At 40.5% G+C, this 26,079-nt stretch carries 29 protein-coding genes; 27 read left to right on the top strand and 2 right to left on the bottom strand.

Going from position 1 to position 26,079, the window contains the following annotated elements:
- Positions 1-155 precede the first annotated feature (155 nt).
- The 24 genes from AWW72_RS13880 (at position 156) to AWW72_RS13765 (ending at position 22,435) form a co-directional block, all read left to right on the top strand.
- Complete coding sequence (locus tag AWW72_RS13880) at positions 156-800, top strand: putative metallopeptidase (protein WP_062847724.1); 645 nt, start codon at positions 156-158, stop codon at positions 798-800.
- 45 nt (positions 801-845) lie between these two features.
- Positions 846-1,322, top strand: a complete 477-nt coding sequence (locus AWW72_RS13875; protein ID WP_062847729.1) for a DUF2280 domain-containing protein — start codon at positions 846-848, stop codon at positions 1,320-1,322.
- Positions 1,300-2,826, top strand: a complete 1,527-nt coding sequence (gene terL, locus AWW72_RS13870; protein ID WP_062847723.1) for a phage terminase large subunit — start codon at positions 1,300-1,302, stop codon at positions 2,824-2,826. The genes AWW72_RS13875 and terL overlap by 23 nt, the downstream gene beginning before the upstream one ends.
- An 8-nt stretch (positions 2,827-2,834) precedes the next feature.
- Entirely contained in the window at positions 2,835-4,169 is a 1,335-nt protein-coding gene (locus AWW72_RS13865) for a DUF1073 domain-containing protein (RefSeq protein WP_062847722.1), read from the top strand.
- Positions 4,114-4,926, top strand: coding sequence for a phage head morphogenesis protein (locus AWW72_RS13860; RefSeq protein WP_081410386.1), 813 nt, complete (start codon positions 4,114-4,116; stop codon positions 4,924-4,926). The genes AWW72_RS13865 and AWW72_RS13860 overlap by 56 nt, the downstream gene beginning before the upstream one ends.
- A 51-nt stretch (positions 4,927-4,977) precedes the next feature.
- Entirely contained in the window at positions 4,978-5,874 is an 897-nt protein-coding gene (locus AWW72_RS13855; RefSeq protein WP_062847720.1) for a hypothetical protein, read from the top strand.
- Between the two features lie 72 nt (positions 5,875-5,946).
- Positions 5,947-7,143: a DUF2213 domain-containing protein gene (locus AWW72_RS13850; RefSeq protein WP_062847719.1), complete on the top strand. Its 1,197-nt coding sequence runs from the start codon at positions 5,947-5,949 to the stop codon at positions 7,141-7,143.
- Between the two features lie 13 nt (positions 7,144-7,156).
- Positions 7,157-7,627 carry a structural cement protein Gp24 gene (locus AWW72_RS13845; protein ID WP_062847718.1) on the top strand — a complete coding sequence of 157 codons (471 nt, stop codon included), beginning with the start codon at positions 7,157-7,159 and terminating at the stop codon, positions 7,625-7,627.
- A gap of 5 nt (positions 7,628-7,632) precedes the next feature.
- Positions 7,633-8,607: a DUF2184 domain-containing protein gene (locus AWW72_RS13840; protein WP_062847717.1), complete on the top strand. Its 975-nt coding sequence runs from the start codon at positions 7,633-7,635 to the stop codon at positions 8,605-8,607.
- 13 nt (positions 8,608-8,620) lie between these two features.
- Complete coding sequence (locus tag AWW72_RS13835) at positions 8,621-9,013, top strand: hypothetical protein (RefSeq protein WP_062847716.1); 393 nt, start codon at positions 8,621-8,623, stop codon at positions 9,011-9,013.
- A gap of 8 nt (positions 9,014-9,021) precedes the next feature.
- Complete coding sequence (locus AWW72_RS13830; RefSeq protein WP_062847715.1) at positions 9,022-9,405, top strand: DUF4054 domain-containing protein; 384 nt, start codon at positions 9,022-9,024, stop codon at positions 9,403-9,405.
- 10 nt (positions 9,406-9,415) lie between these two features.
- Complete coding sequence (locus tag AWW72_RS13825; protein WP_005257512.1) at positions 9,416-9,607, top strand: hypothetical protein; 192 nt, start codon at positions 9,416-9,418, stop codon at positions 9,605-9,607.
- Positions 9,608-9,614: 7 nt separating this feature from the next.
- The gene (locus AWW72_RS13820) at positions 9,615-10,097 is read left to right on the top strand and encodes a hypothetical protein (RefSeq protein ID WP_062847714.1); all 483 of its coding nucleotides are present in this window, start codon (positions 9,615-9,617) and stop codon (positions 10,095-10,097) included.
- Complete coding sequence (locus AWW72_RS13815) at positions 10,090-10,533, top strand: hypothetical protein (RefSeq protein ID WP_062847713.1); 444 nt, start codon at positions 10,090-10,092, stop codon at positions 10,531-10,533. The genes AWW72_RS13820 and AWW72_RS13815 overlap by 8 nt, the downstream gene beginning before the upstream one ends.
- A 59-nt stretch (positions 10,534-10,592) precedes the next feature.
- Positions 10,593-11,360, top strand: coding sequence for a hypothetical protein (locus AWW72_RS13810; protein ID WP_062847712.1), 768 nt, complete (start codon positions 10,593-10,595; stop codon positions 11,358-11,360).
- A gap of 6 nt (positions 11,361-11,366) precedes the next feature.
- A complete protein-coding gene (locus AWW72_RS13805; protein WP_005257519.1) occupies positions 11,367-11,678 on the top strand; it encodes a hypothetical protein in 312 nt (103 codons plus the stop codon).
- Between the two features lie 26 nt (positions 11,679-11,704).
- On the top strand, positions 11,705-11,941 hold the full coding sequence (locus tag AWW72_RS13800) for a hypothetical protein (RefSeq protein WP_062847728.1): 237 nt from the start codon (positions 11,705-11,707) through the stop codon (positions 11,939-11,941).
- Positions 11,942-12,013: 72 nt separating this feature from the next.
- Positions 12,014-12,520, top strand: a complete 507-nt coding sequence (locus AWW72_RS13795) for a zinc ribbon domain-containing protein (protein WP_005257524.1) — start codon at positions 12,014-12,016, stop codon at positions 12,518-12,520.
- Positions 12,521-12,583: 63 nt separating this feature from the next.
- Positions 12,584-15,571: a hypothetical protein gene (locus tag AWW72_RS13790; RefSeq protein WP_062847711.1), complete on the top strand. Its 2,988-nt coding sequence runs from the start codon at positions 12,584-12,586 to the stop codon at positions 15,569-15,571.
- A 9-nt stretch (positions 15,572-15,580) separates the two neighbouring features.
- Positions 15,581-16,234 carry a DUF2460 domain-containing protein gene (locus AWW72_RS13785; protein ID WP_062847710.1) on the top strand — a complete coding sequence of 218 codons (654 nt, stop codon included), beginning with the start codon at positions 15,581-15,583 and terminating at the stop codon, positions 16,232-16,234.
- Complete coding sequence (locus AWW72_RS13780; RefSeq protein WP_062847709.1) at positions 16,231-17,088, top strand: phage/gene transfer agent baseplate hub protein; 858 nt, start codon at positions 16,231-16,233, stop codon at positions 17,086-17,088. The genes AWW72_RS13785 and AWW72_RS13780 overlap by 4 nt, the downstream gene beginning before the upstream one ends.
- A gap of 60 nt (positions 17,089-17,148) precedes the next feature.
- Positions 17,149-19,524 carry an SGNH/GDSL hydrolase family protein gene (locus AWW72_RS13775; RefSeq protein ID WP_062847708.1) on the top strand — a complete coding sequence of 792 codons (2,376 nt, stop codon included), beginning with the start codon at positions 17,149-17,151 and terminating at the stop codon, positions 19,522-19,524.
- A gap of 2 nt (positions 19,525-19,526) precedes the next feature.
- Positions 19,527-19,949 (top strand): NlpC/P60 family protein, encoded by a 423-nt coding sequence (locus AWW72_RS13770; RefSeq protein ID WP_062847707.1) that lies wholly within the window; start codon positions 19,527-19,529, stop codon positions 19,947-19,949.
- Positions 19,946-22,435 (top strand): phage tail protein, encoded by a 2,490-nt coding sequence (locus tag AWW72_RS13765; RefSeq protein WP_062847706.1) that lies wholly within the window; start codon positions 19,946-19,948, stop codon positions 22,433-22,435. Before AWW72_RS13770 ends, AWW72_RS13765 begins: the two co-directional genes overlap by 4 nt.
- A 41-nt stretch (positions 22,436-22,476) precedes the next feature.
- On the opposite strand, the gene AWW72_RS13760 is transcribed toward AWW72_RS13765, so the two are convergent.
- Together AWW72_RS13760 and AWW72_RS13755 are read right to left on the bottom strand one after the other, a co-directional pair.
- Positions 22,477-23,517, bottom strand: a complete 1,041-nt coding sequence (locus tag AWW72_RS13760) for an acyltransferase family protein (protein WP_062847705.1) — start codon at positions 23,515-23,517, stop codon at positions 22,477-22,479.
- A gap of 257 nt (positions 23,518-23,774) precedes the next feature.
- The gene (locus AWW72_RS13755) at positions 23,775-24,644 is read right to left on the bottom strand and encodes a hypothetical protein (RefSeq protein ID WP_062847704.1); all 870 of its coding nucleotides are present in this window, start codon (positions 24,642-24,644) and stop codon (positions 23,775-23,777) included.
- A 207-nt stretch (positions 24,645-24,851) separates the two neighbouring features.
- On the opposite strand from AWW72_RS13755, the gene AWW72_RS13750 reads away from it, so the two are divergent.
- The 3 genes from AWW72_RS13750 to AWW72_RS13740 are packed head-to-tail and all read left to right on the top strand — an operon-like array spanning position 24,852 to position 25,983.
- Positions 24,852-25,133, top strand: coding sequence for a phage holin (locus AWW72_RS13750; RefSeq protein ID WP_062847703.1), 282 nt, complete (start codon positions 24,852-24,854; stop codon positions 25,131-25,133).
- Positions 25,123-25,344: a hypothetical protein gene (locus AWW72_RS13745; protein ID WP_062847702.1), complete on the top strand. Its 222-nt coding sequence runs from the start codon at positions 25,123-25,125 to the stop codon at positions 25,342-25,344. Before AWW72_RS13750 ends, AWW72_RS13745 begins: the two co-directional genes overlap by 11 nt.
- A 57-nt stretch (positions 25,345-25,401) precedes the next feature.
- Positions 25,402-25,983: a glycoside hydrolase family 19 protein gene (locus AWW72_RS13740; RefSeq protein ID WP_062847701.1), complete on the top strand. Its 582-nt coding sequence runs from the start codon at positions 25,402-25,404 to the stop codon at positions 25,981-25,983.
- Positions 25,984-26,079 lie beyond the last annotated feature (96 nt).

Genomic DNA, 26,079 nt, shown 5'->3' with positions numbered 1-26,079 from the left:
ACTTTAAATTTATTTTAATTGAAATGCTCGTTGATTTAATTTAATAGCTATATATTTATTTTAAAAACCCATGTATAGAACCAACGTTAAAAACTCAAACTGTTTGTAGTAATTTGACTTACTTTTAAGATTATTAATTTATAAGGTTGAAATTTATGATCGAAGTCGGATTTGTAATTCAACAGAGGCCGTACCCACCAGATTGGATCTTTGCACAAGACACACCAAACTTTGCACCAGCACCTGAATTATGGAGATGGATCAAGTCTATATTTCTCAATCCTGAACATAAGCTTTTTAACCCTGATCATGCCCACTTGGGGGCGTTCTACTATCCGCAGATCGCCGTGATGTGGGCTAAAGGTGGATTTAAGAAGCAAGGTCGGTTTGTGGTTGGCCAAACTGAAAAGATCATGATTAATGCCAGTGGATGGAAGAAAGAACGGCAGGAAGAACAGTTTTATCAATGGTTCAATGATTTGCCTGATTACTTAATTACAATTGATGCAACTTATGCCCAACATGCAAACGATGTTGATTTCTGTGCATTGCTTGAACATGAGCTTTATCACATCACCCATAAGAAAGATCAATATGGTACACCTTCGTACAATCGTGAGACGGGCAAACCGAATTTATCGATTCAAGGACATGATGTAGAAGAGTTCACGGGCGTAGTTCGCCGTTATGGAGCAAATAAGGAAGTACAAGAAATGGTGAATGCTGCAAATCAACTGCCGACTGTGGCTAAGGCTGATATATATCATGCCTGTGGAACATGCTTATTGAGGGTGGTGTAAATTTTTTGCCATTCTTCTTGGATGTACTTGGATGGAATAGTTGAAATGGCACGTATTACCAAAAAGGTGAAGCTGTTCATCGTGAGGATGCTTGCTGAGTTTGAAACTCCTACACAAACATCCAAATCAGTTAAAGATATTTTCAATATTGACGTTAGCCCTCAGCAGTGTGAAGCCTACGATCCCACTAAAAGAACGGGACAAGACCTAAGTCAGGAATTGAGCGATAAATTCTTTGAATATCGGCGCAAAGCCAATGAAGAGCTTGAAGCAATTCCAATTGCTAATAAACGCTACCGTTTACAGTTATTGCAACAGCTCGTTGAAAAGTTTCCTGATAATCCAGTATTAACCCCTAAATGGGCTGAACAGGCAGCAAAGGAGATGGGTGGGCAATTTACAAATAAAACTGAATTGACTGGTGCAAGTGGTGGGCCTCTTAACCCTGAGCATGTTACCCATGTTGTAGCAACGCCTGAACAGATAAGGCAGGCAATGGATGAACTCGAAAGTAAATACTAGCTTCCTTGAAATGCAGTTAGAGCAAGAGCGCTGTGAGAAAGAACATTTATTCTTTACACGGCGTTTTTTCTTGCCCCGTATGGGTTTTAAGTTTTCCGTCAATTGGCATCATGAATACATTGCTGACAAGATTGATCAGGTCATATCAGGAAAAGTTAAAAACCTTGTTATTAACGTTCCACCTGGTTCAGGTAAAACCGAATTATTAACCAATCTTATTGCCCGTGGCTTAGCGCGTAACGCACGTTCCCGCTTTCTGTATTTGTCTTATTCACAGTCACTGGTTGAAGATGTATCCGCTACAGCGCGAAACATTGTCAAATCGGTGGATTTTCAAAGCCTATGGCCAGTTAAGATTTCATCCAGTACAGACGCCAAATCGAGCTGGAAAACAACTGTTGATGGGTACGATGCAGGGCATGTCTATTCTGCATCAATGGGTGGACAGGTCACTGGCCGCCGTGCAGGTACACTGGCAGACAATGGCTTTACTGGCGCCATCATTCTGGATGACCCGTTAAAACCTGAGGATGCATTTAGTAAATCGGCACGTAAGAAAGCCAATCGTAAGATACTGAATACGGTCAACTCACGTAAAGCCAAGTCAGATACACCAATTATTTTGATCATGCAGCGTTTGCACGTTGAAGATCCAACTAATTTTGTGATGACTGGTAATGTGCCTGGAGACTGGGAGCAGATCTGTATTCCTGCTTTGATCGATGACGATTACATCAGCAAATTACCTGAGCATATACAAGAGAAGGTGCCAAGAGATGTAGAGCGTGATGAACATGGTCGCCAAAGCTATTGGCCACTAAAAGAATCACTTCAATCATTACTGCAGCTTGAAAAAGGCGGTGAGGACAAGGACGGCGCTATTGTTTCCCGCTATACATTTGCTAGCCAGTATATGCAGCAACCTAAAAAGCTAGGTGGTGATCTTGTTAAGGCTGAGTGGTTCCCACGTTACGTGGAATTACCAGTACTTAAATGGCGTGGGATCTGGGCAGATACGGCACAGAAGGTTAAAAAACATAATGACTTTTCCGTGTTCCTTTGTGCTGGTCTTGGTTATGACAACAATCTCTACGTCCTTGATGTAAAGCGCGGCAAATGGGAAGCTCCACAATTATTAAAAGAGGCCAAGTCCTTTATTAATAAGCATAAGGAAAGCAATACTAAAATAGGCAAGCTTCGGTATATGGCAGTTGAGGATAAAGCCAGTGGTACTGGATTAATTCAGACTATTGTTAAAGAAACGACATTGCCTATCAGGGCGATCCAGCGTGACGAGGATAAGCTCTCACGGACAATGGATGTCATTCTCTATGTTGAAGATCGCCGTGTCTGGTTGCCCGCAAGTGCGCCATGGCTTTTGAATTACATAGAAGAGATTGAAGGGTTGACCGCTGATTGGACACATGACCATGACGACCAATGGGATCCGACCATTGATGCGATTAATGATTCATTAGCAAGCAAGCCAACTGTATTTGATTAGGAAAAATTATGGCTGAGAATAAAAAGCCCGATGCTATTGGCGATGCAGGGGCTTATACAAATTTTGTCTCCAATATTGGTACTGAGCGTGACAAGGCATCACATGGGCATTTCGTAAAGAAGATTATTCCAGATGATCAACTTGAAGCGGTCTACCAACATTGGTTAGCCAAACGGATTGTGAATCGTCCAGCCAGTGATATGTTACGGGCAGGCTGGTTCTATGAAAGTATTCAGGATAATGACCTGGCTAAGCTTGAGGAAGCATGTAAGCGTTTTAATCTGGATGGTGTCTTATTGTCTAGTTTGGTGTTATCACGCTTGTACGGTGTTGCTTATGTACTGCTAGGCACGGTTGATGGTGGTAATTTGGACCAGCCATTTGAGTTGAATAAATTAGGCATAGGCCGTTTGGAGTTTTTCACCGTACTTAAGAAAAAGTACATTGAGGCAGACACCACTAAGTATTTACCCCCGAGTAAAACTGGCGGGCTGATTAAGCAACCTGAGTTTTATAAGCTCAAGCTAGATGGACAATCGACACAACGGATCCATCACAGTCGTCTTATTAAATTTAGTCATGCCGATGTAGTGAACGAAGAGCCACAAAGCGTACTGCAGGAAGTGTATGAGGAGTTGCTAGACCACGCATCAGTTAAAAAGGCATCTGCCAGTTTGGTCCATGAATCTAAAATCGATGTGATTAGTACGCCAGGACTGGTGGATAAGATCAAAGAGGATATGAAGGCAGTAGCTGAGCGATTCCTTAGTGTCGGTCTGTTAAAGAGCCTGAATGGCATGATCGTTTTAGATAAAGAAGAGGAATACGACTCTAAATCTTATAACTTTGCTGGGCTACCCGACATGATGCGCGAGTTCTCAATTCAAACGTCTGGTGCTGCCGAAATGCCATACACGATTCTATTTGGCCAATCACCTGCAGGCATGAATGCTACGGGTGAGCATGACACCCGCAACTATTACGACAGCATAGCCACCAAACAAATATGGACGCTTAAACCCTTCATGTTGCGACTATTGGCAGTGATCTGTCAGGCAACATTTGGCCGTCAGATACCTGGTCTTGGCATTGTGTTTAATCCATTGTGGCAGCTTGATGCCAAAGTTCGGGCTGAGGTAGAAAAGGCCAATGCGGAACGAGATGCTAAATATTTGGAAATGGGCGTTATAACAGAGCCTCAGATTGCACGGCAGCTGGTTATTGATGAGGTCTACTCTGTGATCGATGAGAAGCATATCAAACAGCTTGAATTAATGGTGAATGTTGATGACGACGATAATCCAGATATTGAAACCCCACCTGCAGGAAGCCAAAAAGCGTAAGAAGGGACGAAAGGCAACCAAGCCAAGACCAGTAAAGGTGAATCGCCGTATTGAGTTTTACTACATGCGGCAATTACTGGCCATTTCCCAATATTGCCAGGAACAGACCAAGGATCTAGTTATCCCTACTGTTGGCCAGAATATTGGTGATGCTTGGTTTTCTGACATGATGACGGCGTTTCGGGAAAAGCTGACAAAATACGTTGTAGAGGTCTCAAGGCCCGTAGCTACGAAAGTTGTCAACGATACCCGTAAGGAAGTTGATAAGCAGATTGCGGAGCATACCAAGTCAATTATCGGGGTGGATCTTACGCCGTTCTATCGTGCCTCAGATATTCAGGATGTTGTTGATACCAGTATTGAAGCGAACGTTTCTTTAATCAAATCAATCCCAAGCCAATACGCCGACAAGGTTGAGGCGCTGGTACTTAATGCATTACAGACAGGTCAGACTAATGAGGAACTGGCAAAGGCGATTGCAAAGCTTGGCCAGTCGACAGATTATCGTGCACGTTTAATTGCTGCAGATCAGATGGGTAAGATTAATGGTCAAATTAACCAAGTTCGTCAACTTTCATTGGGTGTTGAATCATACGATTGGCAAGATTCCAACGATGACCGTGTACGTCCACTATGTCGAAGCCATCATGGCAAAACCTTTCGATGGGATAAACCGCCTAAAGGTGGACATCCTGGACAAAAGATAAAATGCCGTTGTACAGCGTTGCCAAATTATGATGATATTTTGATTGAATAAATTATATTTTTGAATTTAAATATAATTTTTTTGACAAATGTAGGGGCGTGTGTGAGATTTTCTCCATTAAATGGTGAGCAGAAATATATTTTCTATTTACCAGAAAGACAGTTCTTTTCTAGTTGGAATATGGGAGGGTGGGATATTAATGATATTTATATTTACACAGAACAATCTATGCATGACTGCCCTTCTGATGATCACAGGTTTCAGTCTGTACATTGCAGAAATATAAATAATATAAAAGAAGCTTTAAATATAGGTGTTGAATTAATCAGCCTTTTAAGGGGTTTTTATACAATTGTGAATAAAGATGATGTAAATTTTATTAAGGTTTTGAGTGTTTTTGATCAAAATAGACAAACATTATATTTTGAAGAATCTGAATACTATTTTGGATTATATCAGGATATTGGAGACTCGTTAAAAGATAAACTAAGAACTCATGAATATAAGCAATATATATACAATTCAAGAGTAAATTTAGTAAATAGCTCAATGTATTTAGCACAGAAACGCAAAAATTACGGTCTTTATTTGATTTTAAAATACTTTTCTATGCCTTTAGATTGGGTTGTTCTTTATAAAATTATGGAAACATTAGAGACAATTTCTGAACATCACGATAAAGGATGGAAGCCTTCTTATAGTAAGGCAGAGAAAAAGAAATTTACCAATCCTGCAAATAATTTCAATCTTCTTCAAATTGATTCTAGACACGGGTTTAAGTTTGACGCTTTGGATAACAATCCTGGGCAAAAAATGTCGTTTGATGAAGCCAAAATGATGTTTAAAAGATGTGCTCATTCTTATTTGAAGTACAAGTTTGAAGAAATGAAATATTTAGCATGGTTAGAAAAAAGAAATGTTACACATTTCATTAGAGGTAAATCAGAGATTGATTTAGATACTTCTAAGATCAGAGTGTATGAAGTACTTCAGAGTTAGCAGATTTTTTTAAAATTTATATGAAATTATTTTAAATCCACCTTTTGGTGGGTTTTTTTATGGGCGCAATTTATGAAAATTATTTATCAACTCAAAGTTGGTGACTTTGCACCAAGTGAATCCTCTCGTTCATTTACCAAAGAAGGGTATTTGAAATGCGTGAATGTGCGCTTGGCCAAAGCACCTCAGGTACGGCAGTACTACGCATACGAGTTTCCTAATCTGGAAGGGTTTACCCCCGATCAGAACATTAATGTCTATACACCAGCTGAGGAACTGTTTAAGCCTGAGACTATTAAAAGTTTCAATGGCGTCGATGTTACTGACTACCACCCACCCAAGAATGAGATTAATGCTTCTAACTGGAAGGATTACCACATTGGCTACTGCGAGAACGTTCGCCAAGAGGGTGATTATCTGGTCGGGGATTTGCTCATCAAGGACAAGATCAGTATCGATCTTATCCAAAGTAATGAGCGCATCGAGATGTCACTCGGTTATGCAGCAATTTTAGTTCTTGAGCAAGGTACGGCGCCAGATGGTACGCCGTATCAAGCCAAGTTTATCAATTTTAACGGCGATCACATGGCGCTGGTGAAATACGGCCGTTGCGGAGGCGATTGCCGCATCGGTGACCAAAACCAAACTCCAAAAGGGGCAACAACAATGGAAGTAAATGTAAACGGTATGCGTTTTGATATTGGCGATAACAAAGCCTTGGCAGATGCATTAAAGATTCAAGAAGAGCAGCTGAAGAATCTGAAGGCTGCAAAATTGAAAGTAGGTGATCAGCAATTTTCGATTGGGGATGAATTAACGGCCGTTCAAGCTGTTGTAGATAAACTCCATACCGATAAAGCCACACTTGAGCAGAAAGTGGGGGATCTGGAACGCAATCAGATTACACCTGAGAAACTAGAGCAAGCGGCAACTGAACGAGCAACTGTTATTGCTGATGCTAAAGCATTGGTACCAACTATTAAAACGGAAGGTTGTAGTTGTGAACAGATCAAGCGTGATGTGATTGCCGCTAAAGCTGGTGATGCTTTAGTGGGTGCGCTGTTGGGATCTGTTTCAGTGGGTGATGCCAAGCCTGAGCAGATCGATACGGCTTTCCGTGCGCTGTCTGCAGTAAAAGGGACGGTACCAACCAATTCAGTGGGTGATGCATTAAATAACCAGCAACACAATAAAGTTGGTGATGGTAAGCCTGCAGGCGGTGGGGATGAAAAGACCTACAGTAAAGAAGATGCATACAAAACAATCTAAGGGGATGTAAATCATGGTTAAGCAATACGATGCCGTACCAGGCATGAAATTTCACCTCTTTGGGCCTGAGGATATTTTATCCCTACCCGTATCTGGTTCAGTCTTGGTAAATGATGGTGATGTTGTAGTACGTACTGCAGACGGTAAAACGGTTACTGCAGTAACGGGGGCAACCAATACCAAGTTCGGCATTATTCTGCGCCACGGCGTAGGTAAGTCAGGCAAAACAGCTGAAGGCAAAGAAGCCTATAAGGCAACCGATGTTGCACCCGTCATGACGATTGGTTCAATTTGGGTGAAAACCACAGCACCAGTCACAGACATTAACGCAACGGTTTATGTCAAAACGGCTAATGGCACTACTGCAGCGCCATTGGGTTCTTTATCACCAACTGCAACAGATGGTACCGAGTTACCGAACGCATCTTGGGAAACAATTTCAAATGAGCAGGGCTTAGCCGCTGTTCGATTACGTGGGGCATAATAACTATGAGTAAATTGGCGGCAATGAAGCTACGTTTAACGCCTGTAGCTCAAATGGTTCAAGCAAATATTGGTGATGCATTTAACATTGATGCATTAGCCCAACTATTCGTTAAACTGGAAGAATTTAACGAAATGGACCCACAGCTACAGCAGGTCATGGATTACGCCAAGTACATCCCTGTTAAACCTGTAAGCGGTGTGTTCGGTGGTGGTGAAGTCTTAACCCGTAAAAAGGGTGTTGGTATTGGTAAAGAATATTCTGGTACTGGGAATGATATTCCCGTAGCAGAAGTCGATTACGACACTGTATCGCTACCAATTAAGGTAGGTACCATCAGTTACTGGTATTCTGTACTTGAGCTAGAAACTGCTCAGAAAATGAATATTGCACTTGAACCGGATAAGGTTCAGTCAGCCCGTTTAGCCGCTGAACGTCACCTAAGTAACATTGCCTGGTATGGCAATGCAAATATTGGTGTCATGGGCTTCTTAAATCAAACTGGTGTGACGGTTGTAACCGCTCAGCATGACTGGGCTACGGCAACCATTGAAGAGATCTTAGGTGACTTTAACTCAAGCCTTGCGGATGCTGAAGATCAGATCGATGGTGATGTTTCTGTACAGCCAGATACTTACTTAATGGCATCCAATCAATATAAGCACCTTTCAACCCGAATCGTTCCTGATTCTGGTGGTAAAACTTTCTTGAAGTTCATTGAAGAAAATAACATTTTTGCCACCCAAAATAAGCCATTAACCATCCGTGGTTTAGGCCGCTCTAATGGCAAGGGTACAGCTGGTGCCGACCGTTCCATCATTTATCGCCGTGATCCATCATGCATTCAAATGAAATGCAATGACGTAACGTTCTTGGCGGCTCAGCCGGTTGGACTGGATATTAAGGTACCAGGGCACTACAAATATCAGGGCGTTTGGTTGAAGCGCGTTGATTCACTTCGTTATCTGGACCATGCATAAGGATTAAAACCACATGAAATATTCATATACCTATAGCGGCTCTCAAGCCGCTTTTGTTTTTTCTGGTGTTGCTGTTTTACCTGTAGGTGTTCCAACGCTTATTGATGAAGAATCGCATAAGAAACTCTCCAAAAATAATTTTGCAAAACACTTGATTGAGGTGGGTGAGATTGATGTTCAGGAAATTGAAGATCCAAGCGAATCTAAATCATCTGGTAAAACGGGTGGCCGTTGCACTGGTGGTGACAAAGGCAAGCAAAATGACGCCGCTGCCAAGGCTGCAGATGATGCGCTGAAAGCCGCCTTAGATGCGGTCAAAGCTGAATTAAAAGAGCTTGGAGTTGCATTCAGTGATGATGAATCACTTGAGCAGCTGGAAGCCAAGCTGGCTCAAGCCAAGGAATAAGGTGTGCTATGGACGTACAAACGTTTCGCCAGAAGTTTGCCAATGATACGGCTTTAATTAATCTTCCAGATCCAGTCATTCAGGATGCACTTGAAGAAGCTGAGCTGGTCGTGTCACAGCTTGAATTTGGTGCATTAAAGGAGCGTGCTGTAGGTCTGTATGCAGCACATATCCTTAAAGTTGAAACAAATAGCAAGGCTGGTAGTGCGTTCTCCAACGCATCCAGCATGACCATTGCTGGCCAGAGTGTGAGTTATTCACGATCGCAAAAAGAGACTTTCTTTGATCAGAGCATTTATGGTCAGCGTTACCTTGCCTTAAAAAATTCCATTCCAATTGATGATAAAGGCACTAACCCGAACCGCTTGGGTGTTGGTGCATTTGTTGTTTAGGAGAAAATACATGCGTTTTAAATATCAAGCGCCATCAGGTTATAAGCCAACCACTTTGATTGTTGCCGACCAGATGCTGGAAGTAAAAAACGGCGTAGTTCAATCGGATGATGACATCATCAATCTTTTAAAGCCTTTAGGTTTTGAACGCTATGTTGATGTGGTTGAAACCAAAAAGTCCACGGCAGCTGCAAAAGAGTAAATAGGTCATGAGCGATACCCGTGTTGATGTCCAGGTCAATTTTGACGATATGAACGATCGCATCAGATTTGAAATAAGACGCACGATTAACGCTCTTACTTTAAGACTGCAGCGAACAATTCAGGAAGATATGCTGAGTGGGCAAAGGTTGAAAGTTCAATCTGGCCGCTTACGTGGATCTGTTTCATCCAAGGTTGAAGAGGATAAGGACTGGATCGAGGGAACGGTTGGGGCAGGTGGTGCATTGGTCCCTTATGCTTTTGCCCATGAGTTTGGTTTAAATGGTTCTATGGGGGTGAAAGCCCATTTAAGGACCATTAAGCAAGCTTTTGGCCGTCCAATTTCACCGACTCAGGTCAATGTCAGAGCACATTCACGAAATGTCCGATTCAGAGAGTTGCGTTTCATGCGTGATTCGCTGGATATGATTGCCCGTATCGTGCCCAAAAATATTGATGCAGCAATTCAAAGAGGTGTAGCTGGTGGATAGTGAAGCAATATATCAAGCGCTGTTTGATCGGTTGAGTACTAAAGTCGAGGGATTAATAACGGTCAGTCGCCGTTTACGTCATTTTAACCATGTCCTGCCCGCTGAACGGCCAGCAATGTTCATTACTCAAGGTAATCAGCAAGAAGGGCCAGTAAAAGGCTTAAACGCGAAGATAGAGCTTGCTGCAGAGGTTTATCTTTATATCCATGAAGCGGATAAGGATAAGCCGCCATCAGCGCAATTAAATATCTTTGTTGATTGTATCCGTGCAGCGATTAAACCAGACTTTCCAGAAATGTGTGAATACCAGACCTTAGGTGGGATGGTTGAGCATTGTTGGATCGATGGGACAATTGAAGTATATGAAGCAGTTGAAAATATGCTTGATGATCAGGCTATTGCGATTGTCCCTATCCGGATCCTCACAACCAATTAAACATAAATCATTCAATGACCGCCGTTTGGCGGTTTCGTCATTTTTGAGAGGTCAAAATAATGGCTCAGTATTTATTTGGTGCTGGCAAGATCTTTGCCACACCTATTCAGGATGTCTATGGTCAGCCAATCAGTAATCCTACGCCTGTTGAGGTAGGTGTTCTGCAATCGGTGTCCGTAGACATCAGTTATGACTTAAAAGAACTATTTGGCCGTGGCCAGTTTGCTGTTGATGCTGCACGTGGTAAAGGATCTATTAAGTGCAAGGCCAGCTTTGGTCGTATTAATGGCGCATTGCTCAACTCGATTTTCTTTGGAGGAATTATTGCTGAGGGTGGGATTGAGACCATTGCGCAAACAATTAACGGCGAAATTATTCCTGCAGGTGGATTGGTTACACCAGTTGTTCCGAATGCGGGTACCTATGTAAAGGATCTGGGGGTTACAGATTCTAAAGCTGTACCAATGAAGCGGGTAGCCACTGCACCAACCACTGGCCAATACAGTGTAGATGCTGCAACTGGTGCTTATACTTTTGCTACTGAAGACGTAGGTAAGACGGTATTTATTAGCTTTAAATACTCGGCAACCGTGGCAGGTGCAAAGCAAATCACTGTTTCTAACCTTGCCATGGGATATACACCTGAATTTGCAGTCAACTTGCAACGAGACTACAAAGGCAAGTTTATGGGCATGGAGTTTTTCCGTAATGTCAGCAACAAACTGGCCTTTAGTTCAAAACAGGATGATTACGATATTCCTGAGTTTGAATTTCAACCAATGGCTGATGATTTAGGCCGCGTCTTTAAAACAACCATGTCGGAGTAATAGCAGATGCAATTCAAACAAGTTGATAACCCACGTGGAAAAGAGATTGTCATTGATGGCAAGGCATTAATGTTTGCACCACTTTCCTTGGGTGCCATTGAAAAGCTTTTACCTGCCTTGCAAAGCTTTCAGCCTTCTGATGTTGGTTTGGTGATCGATGTGGCGCATAAATCACTTAAACGAAACTATCCCAACATTACCCGTGATGATGTTGCAGATCTCATCTATATGGACCAATTAGAAGAGGTGATGGGTGCAGTAATGTCAGTATCTGGCTTGCAAGATAAGCAAAACCATGAGGGTCAGTCGGGGGAATAGATTGGGAGGAGTTGTATACCCATTTAGTGCTTACATTAGGGCGTGACTATAATTATGTCCGAGATGAGATCGATTTAATTAGGCTCAAAGCACTAAATGCGTATCAACGAGAATACCCTCCCACAAATATTGGTGTTCAAAAACTTTGTCGTATTTTAGAAGCATTTGCAGGAATTGAAGATAATCCAAAAAAATATCTAACTTCAGAGGATGATGAAGAGGATGTATTAGATGTATTAGCGAATTTCCCACAGGGCGGTTAAATGACTGTCCTTTTTATTTCTTTATATGTAATCTATTAAGTTTTTAAGACTAGTTAATAAAAGGTTTTTAAAATGGCTTTAATTAATTGTAAGGAATGTGGGGTACAGGTTAGTACACAAGCAAAGGCTTGTCCAAATTGTGGAGCAAAAGTTAAAAAACCAACTTCTATTTTTACATGGATTATTTTAGTAATTGTAGTGTTTGGTATTTTTGCTGCTATTGGAGGAGGTGATAAAAGCGGTGGAACTTCATCTGGATCAAGTGAGGTCCAATTATCACCTAAAGAACAAGCGCTTAATGATGTTCAGTTTGATTTTAGTTGGAGTAAAGACGGGTTCGGAAACATTATGATGATTGATATGACAGTCAAAAATAATGGAATTCATGACATAAAAGATTTTACTGTTGAATGCGAACATACTTCAAATAGTGGAACAAAAATCGATAGCAATAAAAGAGAAGTTTTCGAAATTATTAAAGCAGGTGAAACTAAAAAGTTTAAGCAATTTAATATGGGCTTTATCCATAGCCAAGCTGCTTCATCTAGCTGTGGTATTACCGATTTAGTAGTAATTTAATTTATTTAATAGTTTTAAAAGAACCCGCGAAAGCGGGTTTTTTATTATCTAAGGAAAAGTAAAATGGCTGACAATCGTGTTGAGGTTCATGTTGGTGCCCGAACTTCAGAGCTTGAACGTGGGATGAATGACGCCGAGAAAACTGTTGAAAAAACGGCGGGTCAAATTGAAGATTTGGGAAAAAAAATAGATTTTAAACCAGATTTTTCAAATTTTCGGCGCAGTATTGAATCTGTTTCACAAATGGTAAAAAGTCGATTTTCAGATTTAGGAGCATCTATTTCTGGAGGGATAGCAAAAAATGTAGCTTTAGTTGGTATTGGTGTATCCGCTGCAATTGGGACTGCATTAATTGGGCTTGGAAATCTGACAAATAAAATCGGCGAAACATCAAAGCAACTGGAAATTCAAGCAAGGCTAGCCAATTCAACAACAACTGAATTTCAGGAATGGGCTTTTGCGGCAAATAAAGTAAGTGTAGAGCAAGGCAAACTATCAGACATCATGAAAGATGTGAACGATAAGTTTGGCGATTTTATGCAAACTGGTGGCGGCGAAATGGCCGATTTCTTTGAAAAGATTGCGCCTAAAGTTGGAGTGACTGCTAAAGAGTTTCAAGGTTTAACTGGACCACAAATCTTAGAAAAGTATTACCAGACTTTAAAAAAAGCCAACGTTTCTCAAGCGGAAATGACTTTTTATATGGAATCAATTGCCAATGATGCAACTTTATTGGCCCCACTATTAGAAAATAATTCCGCCAAATTAAAGGAATATTCAAAACAAGCTCACGACCTTGGTTTGATTATGGACGAGCAGGCAATTCGTGCTACTAAAGAGTTTAGTTCGGCTTTAAGTACAATTGAAACTACTATGCAGGGAGTTCTAACAAGAATGGCTGCACAAGCTGCTCCAGCACTAACGCAGATAGCAAATAATTTTATTGATTTTGCTGTTCAAGCTAGAAATGCAGTTGATGATTCAATGAGAACAATTATCACCATAGTTGAAGAGTTGCTAGGTGTTGTTCAGTCTGTATTTAGTCTTATCTCAAACATTTGGAGTGATCTAACAGCAGATATTGGAGACGGTAGTCAGCAGCAGATTGGGTTCTTAGATTTGATCTCGGGAGCATTAAAAGGGTTTGGGGCCGTAGCAATCGGTTTGAGAACAGGTATAGAAATTGCGTTTGCGGGAATAAGAGCTATTGTTGTAACTGTTTGTCAGGCAATCAATATTGCTATAAACACTGTTATTAACGTATTTGCAGGGTTTAGAGAAACAATACAATATGGACTAGATGTACTCTCTGTAAAGTTTCAATCATTTGGAAATGTTGTTAGAGATGTGCTCAGTTTTAATTTTTCTGCAGCTAAGGCATCTTGGGAGAGCGGTCTATCGCAAATTGGCTCTATCACAGACAGATATAGCAGCCAGATGAAAAATCGTATAACAAATATAAAAGATGCATGGAACACTGGTGTAATGACCACAGGAAATTCTTGGGGAGCATTTAAGGATAATGCAATCCAGTCAGCTACAAGTGGTGGGCAAAAACTTTTTAGTATTTTTATGGGTCCACCTAAAACAGTAAATTCTGTTCAATCAAAACCGCCTATTAGTTCCACTTTTAATCCCACCCATTCAATAGGAACTGGGACAAAAGATTCCAGTGGAGATGCAGCTAAAGCCAAGGCGGATGCTGAAGCCAAAGCCAGACAACGGGCTGCAGAGCAGGCGGCTAAAGCACTTGCTGAGATTCGATACAAGTACGCTACCGAAGAGGAAAAAATTTCTTTGGATTTGCAAAAGGCACTTAGTGAAATTGAAAAATCAAAAGTCACTGATGCTGAAAAAGCAAAGTTCCGGATTGTAGCCGAAAAAGATGCCAGTGATAAAACCAAAGCATTACGGGTTAAGGAATTTGAAGAGTACAAAAATCTTCAAGAGGAACGAATTGAAAATGAACTATTAGCTGCACAGCGGATTTTTGAAATCAATAAGGCTGAGATACAGGCTGCATTTGATGCCAAGAAAATTTCCAATGTACAAAAGTATCAACTGGAAAAGGATCTGGAAGATAAGTTGCGTGAATTAAAACGCCGTGGCTTAGAAGAGCGATTAGAGTTGGAAAACCAGATGAGTGAAAAATCTGGGAAGCAGGGCAATCAGGGGCAGATCCTCAATAATATTTCTAGTCTGGATACTGAGCAAACAGTTTCTACACTGCAGACACCGAATTTACTTAACGATGCCCAGATCAAGGATTTCGAGGATAAGTTTGGCGGTCTGACATCTCGTATGTCTAACCTATGGGATCAAGGCATTCAAGCCATGATGAACGGGACTTTAACCTGGCGTAACGCTACCAATGCAGTTTTAACCGATATGGCAGGTTTCTTTATCCAGAAAATGGTTACTGAGCCAATCAAACTGTATGCCGCTGGTCTTGCACGGCGGTTAATGGTTCGTTTAGGGTTTATTAAAACTGAGACTGCAGCAGAGGTGGCAGGCCAAGCATCACAGACAACCGCCGTTGTTGCTGGTGAGATGAGTAAGACATCAGCAACGGGAATGGGTGTGGTTGCTCGATTAGGCTTAAAAGCTGGTGAGGCAATTAAGTCAATCATGATGTATGCATGGGAAGCGATGGCAGGGGCATTTAAGGCTATGGTATCAATTCCTTATGTTGGTCCTGTACTGGCTGTCGCTGCAGGTGCATCGGCCTTAGCTTTGGTAGGTGGACTGGCTGGCAAGATTAAATCTGCTCGAGGAGGTTATGACATTCCATCAGGGGTGAATCCAGTAACTCAGCTTCATGAAGAGGAAATGGTCTTACCCAAGCAACATGCCAATACCATTCGAGCCTTAGGTAGATCAATGGCAGGTGGTGGTCAGGATCCAGCAATGGCATCAGCTGATGTGGGTGGACCTATGCCGATGATCAATATCCAAGCATGGGATTCAAGAGACTTAAAACGTTTCATGAAAAAACATGGGCGTGAATTGGCTGGTGGTTTGAAAGGTTATAACCGTAATTTTGGTAAATAAGGAGTATGTATGTCTAATGAATTATTTCCGGAATTACCTGGCTTAGAGTGGGAGCTAACGAAGACCCCCACTTTTAACACTAAAATCATGACATCGGTTAATGGTCGTGAGCTGCGTGCCAGCTATCAGGCTGTGCCAAAGTATGAAATATCGATGTCTTACGCATTTCTCAGGGAAAATAAAGGGAGAACTGAGTTGCAGCAACTTGAAGGATTCTTTTTTGAACGCCGTGGGGCTTTTGATTCATTCCTCTACAAAATGCCCGATGACAATGAGTTTAGTTGCACATATATGGGGGATGGTACCACTACATCATTCCAGATCTACAAGGCAATACACAACAGCCAATTACCTTTAGGAAACACCCAAGAACAAATTGTGGGTGAAGTAGATCTAAGCATGTGGAATCAAGCTACAACTAAAACTATGTGGAATGAGAATACTGAAAAGCCTATGTGGAATCAGGCTACTTCTCAAATCACAACGGATGGTAAATATATTCTTACTGAACCTGTTGAAGAGGGAATCTCTATTACCGTTAAAGGTACATTTTATTACCGATGCCGTTTTAAAGATGATGAGCAGCAATATGTCAATTTCATGCATAAGCTCTGGAAAGCAGGCAAAGTAGAATTCGTGGGTTCATTAGGGAATAAGATATGAGACAGGCCTCAGCAAAACTAATAGCCCTATTAAATGCAGATCAGTTTCTCATGGCTGATTTGTATACCATCACAACCATTCAAGGTGATGTATATCGATATACCAATTATGACTTTGATTTAACTATTGCCGGGCAGTTGTATCGATCAGATGGTCCAATCATTGAACGGGAAGGTATCACCCAAAACTTAGGCATCGAAGTGGACAGTTTATCTATCACTATCTTTGTGAATGACGATACGCTGTTTAGTGATATCCCTATAGTCCAGGCATTTCATAATGGCATTCTGGATGGAGCACGGTTTAAGTTGGAGCGTGTATTTATGGATATGAATACACCGACTGACACCAGTGCCGGTGCAATCACACTGTTTGAAGGAAGCTTGATTGAACCAGAAATGGACCGTAATCAGATCCACGTTAATGCTGCCTCTGATACAGATATTCTGAATGTCAAAATGCCACGTAATCTTTATCAACCTGGATGTTTAAACACATTGTTTGATAGTGGCTGTGGCTTATTGAGCTCTGACTACGTGGTAAATACGGTGGTTGAAGCAAACAGCACACCGAGCCGCATCATCTGTACGTTAAATCAGCCTCAAGGCTGGTTTACTCAAGGTGTGGTTGAGTTCACCCAAGGCGTCAATCGTGGGATTAAGCGAACGGTACGCTTACATGAGTCTGGGGCACTGTTGCTTACCTTACCACTTTTAGAAATGCCAGCCATAGGTGAAACAATTAAGGTTTATCCAGGTTGTGATAAACGGCTTGAAACTTGTCAGAACCGATTTAACAACCGTTCACGCTTCAGAGGTGCACCTTTTGTACCTATTCCTGAGACTTCAATTTAACTTAGATTTTCAATTCATTAATACCCAGCTGCTGCTGGGTTTTTTTATGGGATAAAGATTATGGCTAATCTACCTTTACCAGCGGAATTAACTGGAAATAATGTTACTGAATCACAGTTTAAAGATGGGCTCAATAGACTAATTAACGGTGTCTCTGAGGGCTTTACTGAAAATCAATCTATGGCGGTTTTAGAATCGAATAATGCTCTCAAAACCCTGTCTAATGAGTATAAAAATTTAGCAGATCGAAAAATTTCCGGCTATATTTCTAAATCAACTGGGCTGTTGGTAGCTAATGCTTCATGGTATGCGACTCCTTTTATCGCAATTACATCAACATCTAAGGTGGTACGAGATGGCGTGATTGTTGGTGACGCTTCAAATGGTTGTTCTTTGGCGTTTTATGATGCAAATAAGGTATTCCTTGGCTATTACATTGATACGGTGGCAATTTTCAATGTTAAACCTTTAGATATATATCCTGATGCTAAATTTGTTCGTTTGGGTTATCAATCAACAAGCAATACTAAAATTTACTTGTATGAGCCTTCAGTTACTGCATTTATTGATGAGTATTTAGTTCCATATATTGGGAAACCAACAAATGTGGCGGGTCAAATGGCTGTTGGCTATGCAACAAAAACTGATGGTAGTTTAGTTGCATTGGCTGGATGGGGAGTAACAGACTATATTGCAGTTGATGCGACCAGTATTGTGACAAGAGATGCAGATCCGGTTGCAACAACTTCTACAGTAGCACCACTAGCTTGTTATGACTCGAATAAAAATTATTTAGGTTATATTCAGAATATTGATCGTGCTGAAAAACTGAAGATTGGTCGTAAGTTTCCTACAGTAAAGTTTATACGGATGAGTGTAGTTAGTAGCTCGACTTATGCTCTTTATATTCAGACTCAATCTGCAACAAATCTAAATGATCAAGTAAAAGCACTTGATGTTTTTAATAGCGATTTCTTCACTGCAACAGATACTCAGAAAGGTTATGTAAAACTTGATGGAACATTTGTTGCATCAGACACTTGGATTACGACCCCTTTAGTTGTGTGTAAGCTAAATCAAAAGTTTAAGTACACGGGACGAGGCAATGTAACACAAGTTTCTAATGTTAGTCTTTATGACAAAAATGGAAATTTTATTGAATCTATTTATGCTGCAACTAATCTTGCAACAGTCGAGTTAACTATTACTAATGCAAATGCAAAATTTGCTCGTGCAAGTGCTGCTACTGCTTATAGTTATGCTTTTACAGGAATTGAACTACCAAGGCCTGCTGATGCATCAACATCAAAACAATACTCAACTATTGTTCCTAGTGCTGTATATGCTCTTAAAAATGAACCTGTATTCTTATTCGGCGACGGAATTGTGGGCAATGCTGACAACATCGCATGGAATATTTCCGGTTCTAATGCACGTGTATGTAAAATCATTCCAACTTCGTCAGCGAATATCCCTGTAGTTTTACAAACTACAGAAGATTCGAATGTTAAAAAAAATTTAGCTTCGTTTAATGTACTTGTGACAGATACTCCTAAAAACCCTGCTGAGAAAATTTATTTTCTTGGACTGGGTGACTCAACGATGGATGGCTATGCCAATAGTAAAATTACAGGAGCTTGGGTGAATGAGTGTTCAAGGCGTTTAACTGGCATCGGCAGACAAATTCTTTCAGCTGAATTGTCACCAGCACCTATGTCATTAAACAACATTGAATTTATTGGCACTCGAGGGGATGAAGTAGTCAAGCATGAGGGACGTGGCGGTTGGCGAGCAGCGCATTATCTTAACAATGCGTCAGTAGGAGATGATCCTCAGACAGCAATTTCTAACGCATTTTGGAATCCGTCGACATCGCAATTTGACCTCTCGTACTATCTTAATCAAAACGGGTTCTCGGGCGTTAATTCTACTGGCTCAAACTTAACAATCATTATTCAACTAGGATGGAACGATGTATATAACAGCACAGCAAAACAAGCTGCTATTGATTTGGGATTATTGATTGATAAGATTCGTGCAACTCATCCCAGCACGAATATTATCTGTTTAGGTTTAAATCAAGCACCAGATCTCATGTTCAAAACATATACGGGTTCTCGTTTTGTATCGAAGCGCGAAGTATTTGAAGCGATCAAATTATTTAATGACGAATACAAAGCAATGATTGCAACAAAAACGAATGTTGATTTCCTTCAAATCAGTTGCACGTTTTGCAGTGAAATCGGATATGAGAAAACCACAATTGATCCAAATACAAATCCAGCTTTGCGAGATCCAAATTGGCATAGACTCAGTGCGAGATCATCCACACATTTAGAAGCTGTTGATGATCATGTTCATCCGAACGCTGTTGGTTATGCAATGATAGCTGATACTGTGTTTTATAAGTTGCTATACAAATATTGCCGAGGTTAGACGTGAAAAATCGTGAAGCTGTATCTGAAGCTCTAACTTGGCTTGGTACTCCATACCATCACCAAGGACGTGTTAAAGGTGTTGGTGTCGATTGCGGCACTTTGATCTGTGAGGTGTTTGAAAAAGTCGGGCTGATGGATCACTTAGATCCTCGGCCTTATCCGCCAGACTGGCACATGCATCAGATGGGACAACGCTATTTAGAACATGTACTGAGCGTGTGCTATGAAGTAGAGGAACCTCAACCTGGTGATCTAGTTTTATATCATTTTGGCAAGTGTATCAGTCATGGTGCAATTGTCGTGGAATGGCCCACGATTATCCATTCCTATATTCATTTAGGTGTCATCCTGCAGGATGGTACAAAAGGAAGTTTAGCCCGCCGTTGTGCGGGTTTTTTTCGTATGAAGAGGCTGAAAGAATGAGTGGAGTGTTTGGTAGTACCACAATCAGCATGTCAGATACCCGCATTAACTCGATGCGGATTCAACAATCTGCCTACGGGCTTTGCCAGCCATTGGTCTATGGAAAAACCCGTGTGGCAGCGAATATGTTCTGGTACGGTGACTTCAAAGCAACGGCGCATACAACCACTACAAAATCAGGTGGAAAAGGCGGTAAAACCAAAACCAAGAATACAACCTATACCTATAGTGCCTCGTTAATGCTGGGGTTATGTGAAAACCAGATCAAGGACATTGGTATAATTTGGGTTGATAAGGACCAGATTGTTACCAAGCAAGAGAATGGCATTGCGTTAGAGCCAATTGATCAGCTCGGTTTTGAATTGTTTGATGGCAATAACAATCCGATGTGGGGCTATATTGCAGGCAAGCATCCTGACCAGGCATTAAATTATCCTTATTTGGGATATGTTGCCGCAGCAAATTATGACTTGGGTGGCAGTGCCAGTCTTTCTAACCATAATTTTGAAGTAATCAGCACAATTACACTCTCCCCAACGATCGATGATGCCAATCCAGCGGATGTGATCGAAGATTTTATTAAGAATCCTCGATATGGCGCGGCCCCAAGCTTGAACATTGCCAATCTAAATGAGTTCAGAACCTATTGCCGAGCAGCCAATCTCTTAATCTCACCAGCTTTTACAGAGCAGCGAGAAGCGCATGAAATTATCAATGAGATTGTAGAGTCGGTTAATTGTGCCGTAGTACCAAGCCCAGATGGGCTAAAAATCAAGTCTTTTGGTGATGCTGCACTGACTGGCCACGGCGTGACATACACACCAGATTTAACACCAGTTTATCACTTAACTGATGATGATTTTCTAGGTGAAGACGAGCCTGTCAAAGTGCGCCGTAGCCGTGATACAGATGCCTTCAATCATGTCCAAATTGAATACATCAATCGATATAATCAGTACAACACCGAAACTGTGGAAGCCAAGGATCAGGCCAACATAGAAATGTACGGATTAAGATCTGAAGAGCCCAAAAAGCTAAACTTTTTTTGTGAGCCAAAGATTGCCAGACACGTGGCTCAACTTCGTTTACAGCGGCTGTTATATGTCCGTAATGAATACGAGTTTCAATTGGGATGGAAGTATTGCCTACTTGAACCAATGGATATCGTGATGATAACTGATGTCTCATTAGGACTGGATGGTTTTGCGGTTCGTATTACTCGGGTTGAGGAAGATGACGATGGAGTATTAACCATTACTGCAGAGGAATTAGCAGAGGGTTCCAGATCCGCTATTGAATATGATCTGCAAGCATCAAATGGTTATCAGGGCGGTAATGAAGAACCAGGTAATGTAAATGCGCCAGCGATCTTCGAGCCTCCATTAGACTTTACAGATGGGAAAAATGAAGTCAGGATGGCTGTCTCTGGTGGTCCTAACTGGGGCGGCTGTAATGTATGGGCCAGTCTTGATAATGCCACCTTTGAAATGATTGGTACCATCTATGGGTCAGCCCGATACGGTCAGTTGGTCGCACCAGTAAATTCGAATGCCTCATCAATGCAGATCCAGTTAAATACAGCAAGCCAGTTATTTAGTGGAACCTTACTTGATGCGCAGACTGACCAGACGATCTGTAAAGTGGGTGATGAGTATTTTAACTATCAAGAAGCGACTTTAAATGGATCTGGTCTATATACATTAAGTGATGTGCTAAGGGGGCGTTTCAATGATGCCCAGAGCCATAATGCTGGTGAAAGCTTTATCCGGTTAGATCGCGCTATTTTTGAGTACAGTTACGCAACGAATCTAATAGGAAAATTAATCTATCTGAAGTTCACAAGTTTTAATGGACTTGAACAAAAAGAGCAGTCGTTGGATGAAGTAACAGCTTATAGTTATACGCTAAATGGAGGGCGTCCATCTGGCGTAGTGGGTCTATCCCTTCAATCTCCATTCGTGGGCACAACATTTAAAATTCAATGGCAGCGTACGGCTGGTGCAAATAGCTATGTGGTTCAGGTATGGTCCAATGGGGTGAAGTTGCGTGAAGTAGAGACAACCAATACCGATTATAGTTATTCGATCGAGGAAGCTAAGATTGATAGTGTGCAGCGTGCTTATACCTTAAGAGTTGCTAGTAAAAGTGGAGCTAACTTAAGCACCTTTGCTGAACTCAGTATTAGCAATCCTGTACCGCCTGTTATGACCAACATCTACACATCAGCGAATGCTGACAGTATCACGATAAATTGGATACCAAGTGATGTTCCAGATCTTAAAGATTATGCTGTTTGGTTAAGTGCCACAGCAGATTTTGATCCAGCCACAACAGCACCACGGTGGACGGGTACCGCATTAACAACAACCATAGGAGGGCTTCAAGCTACTACTCCATATTACATCCGTGTCGCAGCGCGCGATGTATGGAAAGAAACAACTTGGAACTATTCAAATCAGATTACACAAAGTACTTCTGAAGCCTAGGTTCATTAAAAAGCCCCTAATTCTTAGGGGCTTTGTATTTTCTAAAACTTATTTTTTAGTTTAAGTGCATTTTTTTCAATCAAGATCCAGCTTAAATAACCTAAAAATAAAGTGATTAAAAATGAAGTGAAAAAGTATAAGTTATCGTGTGTATAGCCTAAATGAACTAAAACGTTAATTACCAACATATGATAAATGTAAATACCATAAGAAATATCGTTGTGTTTGAGTATTTTATTGCTTAAGTTGTTGAAACTAAAGGCGAAAGATATTGTTGTTAAGCTCAGTAAGATAGGAGTAATTAATTGAAAAATATTGTTAATTTGATAGTTTTTTATTTCATATCCTAAATAATTACCAAAAAAATTGAAATAGGTTAAATAAGCTATGAACCAAATCAAAAACTTTCCTTCAAACAAAAATCTCAATTTATTCCAGTATAGGTAAATAGTTGATCCAATCATGAAATTAAACAAATAAGGAATGATACTTATGAAACTAAGTTGTCTAATTGTGCTTGGCTCAAGCGTATTTAAAGCAAAATTCAGTATAATGGAAATTAAGAAAAGTGCTGTAAGTATAATTGCTCCATTAAATTTTTTGACTAAGAAGTAAATAATTGGAACAATCACATAAAACTGAACTTCAACAGCGATAGTCCAAAGACTACCATTGGGAGTGCCCACGCCCCAGAATCTTAAAATATCAGGTGTATAAAACTGCAAAAAGGTAGCTTGTGTAATCAACCAAACATAAAAACTGAAATGATTTAAATATTCAAACGAAGAGCTTAGTATTAAAAGAATAATAGTCACTGCTAAACATACATATAACGCAGGATACAATCTTAATATTCTGTTTTTAATATATTGTTTTAATTCAGGTTTTCTATCAAAAGACCAGAAGATAAGAAAACCACTGACTGTGAAAAAAATAGGGACACCAGGAAAGTATTGGATAAACTTATCAAAAACTGAAAAAAGAGTGCCCTCGATTTTCAAATGGTGAATCCCATGTGTATATACGACCTGGCAAGCTGCTAAAAACCTAATCAGATCGAAATTATTAATTTTAGGAACCATAAGAACGCCAATTTAAAAATTTGGCGAATTATAAATGAGTATTTTTGTAAAAACGATATGTGTTAGTCAGTTACCGATGAACTAATTATATATTTTTATAAAATTTCACTAAATATTTTTTAAAGCACCTGTAATGGTGCTTTTTGTATTGAGTAAAATTTTTAAAGGTAGGAGAGGCATAAGCGGACAGCATGTACTGTGCAAGCTACTATTAGCAAAATAGTAACAACTGCGGTAGATGCTGCTGTCATACATATCTATTTAGATTTTTGTTTTTGTGAAAAATTAACAATTGCTTTGAAAGCATCTTTATGGACATCAAAGATGGCAGGATTTTCACTACCATCTTGTTTTGCTCTGGCATCTTCCCAGAATACTACTCCATCTGCTCCTAGTTCTTTAAGATAATTTAAACTATGAGTCATATCTTTTTCATTCAAAGGCTTTATATATACTGTATGGTTGTCTGAAAATCTCCAATTACTTGTTGACAAAAATGGCATAATTTTTAAGTTACGCTCTTTAGCAAAACGTTTTGCTTCCTGCATATTAAATTCAGCTTTACTATCCCAAATCGTCATATCTTTTAGCTTATAAAAATAGAGTGTAGGAAATAAGATATCTACGTGGTTCGCAATTTCAGCATATTGATCATTAATTTTTCTGAATTCTGCTTTTTTTTCAGGGCTGAGATAAGCATTCGGAGTCAACTGAGGTAGTACTGCATAAACACCGACTGGCGCTACACCACCAAATTCTTTATAAAGTCTTAAAGATTCGAGAATAACTGGTAGGTTTTTTTCTGGCTCATATTGAAAGGATGTTTCGATATCAAAGCAAATCGGCATATCCGGATCTAGCTTAGATTGCTCTGCAATCAACTTTATTTTTTTAGGATCTGGTTTTTCCTTGCTTAAAATCATTCCCATTGTAGCGACTCTAATACGCTTTATATTTTTATTTTTCATGAATTTATTAAATTCATCTTCATTCTTAGTCTGGATATGTTTGTTGTCATTAGTGGTGTAATTACTCCAACGCATAAATTGATATATATCAAATGCATTTGCTTGTGTGCTTAGGAGTAGACCTAATATAAGCGCTTTTGTAGTAGAAGTTTTGAACATTTTGCTTCAATAGATATGGTGCGAAGAGAACATTATATGATCAATTGTTTTTGAGAAATTAGACAGTTTTTGTCAGCTTTGCGTTGAATCTTTGTCGCTCTCAAAAACTAATTTTAGGAGGTGAAAATATTCTAAATACTTTAAAAGTCTTAAATCTTTCATAAGCACCCAAACGGGTGCTTTTTTATTGTCTATTGGAGACAGGAAATGCAAGAACAGGCAGCAAGCGCGGTTGAAGCTGCTACAAACACAATCGCAGCAACAGCATCCAAGGTTTCATATACATCAGCGGGGTTATCAGTGGCAGCGTATGCAGCAAGCATTGATTGGGCGGTATGGGCCTCAGTCTTTATCGGTGTAATTACTTTTTTTACCACACTGTATTTTAAACGGCGAGATGACAAGCGGGCCCAGGAGATCCACGAATTGCGCAAGAAACAATACGAGCAGACGAAAGAACGCTTGAAAGGGGATCTAGATGACAAGTGAACAGACAAGGGCTTATTTGGCCTTTGCATTGCTGGGGTTAATGTTCGTCATGGTAATCGCATTATTCTTTGTCGATATGCCACGCGAAAACAGCAACCTTATCAATACGGCCTTAGGTTTCATTGCTGGTGCGATGACAACTGCCTGCGGTTTCTACTTCGGTAGTTCAGAGCAGGAAAAGAAGCGGGACAAGGACGCCCCAAGTCAGTAATTAAATTTTTTACAACATGACCACCTTCGGGCGGTTTTTTACGCATAAGGAAAAATGATGAGTATTGCAAAATTACAGAAAGCATTAGGTGTTAATGATGATGGTATTGTTGGCCGTGGAACTTTAACCGCCTTATTCAAAAAACTAGGCGCTTCTCAGGTACGTGCGGAAGAGCTTGCACTTGCAGCGAACGTACACATGCGGACATATCATATTTTAGACAATGATTTGCGCCTGGCACATTTCATGGCCCAATTGGCGCATGAGTCTGGTAATTTCCGCTACATGGAAGAGATTGCCAGCGGTGCAGCCTATGAGGGTCGTAAGGATCTGGGCAATACAGAAAAAGGGGATGGTACCCGATACAAAGGCCGTGGACCAATCCAGTTAACTGGCCGTGCAAATTACCGAAAATATGGGCGTGCTCTTGGCATTGATTTTGAAAATAATCCTCAGATCGTAGCATTGGCGAGTATTGGGATGCTGGTGGCATGTAAGTACTGGTATGACAATGAGCTAAATGAGCTGGCAGATAAAGACGATATCAACATAATCACACGGCGTATCAATGGTGGTTTTAATGGATTGAATGATCGTATGAGTAAGTTAAATACCATGAAGAATATGTTGGGGAAGTAATGCGATACCATTGCAGACGCTCATTAGCTGCCTTGGTACTGAGTCTCACAGCATTGATACTTTTACCTGGTTGTACTGCTCACACTATAAACAATA

The organism is Acinetobacter sp. NRRL B-65365 (genome assembly GCF_001605865.1).
GTDB lineage: Bacteria > Pseudomonadota > Gammaproteobacteria > Pseudomonadales > Moraxellaceae > Acinetobacter > Acinetobacter vivianii.
The sequence above is the reverse complement of the archived record's forward strand: the minus strand, read 5'-3'. Positions and strand labels throughout refer to the sequence as shown.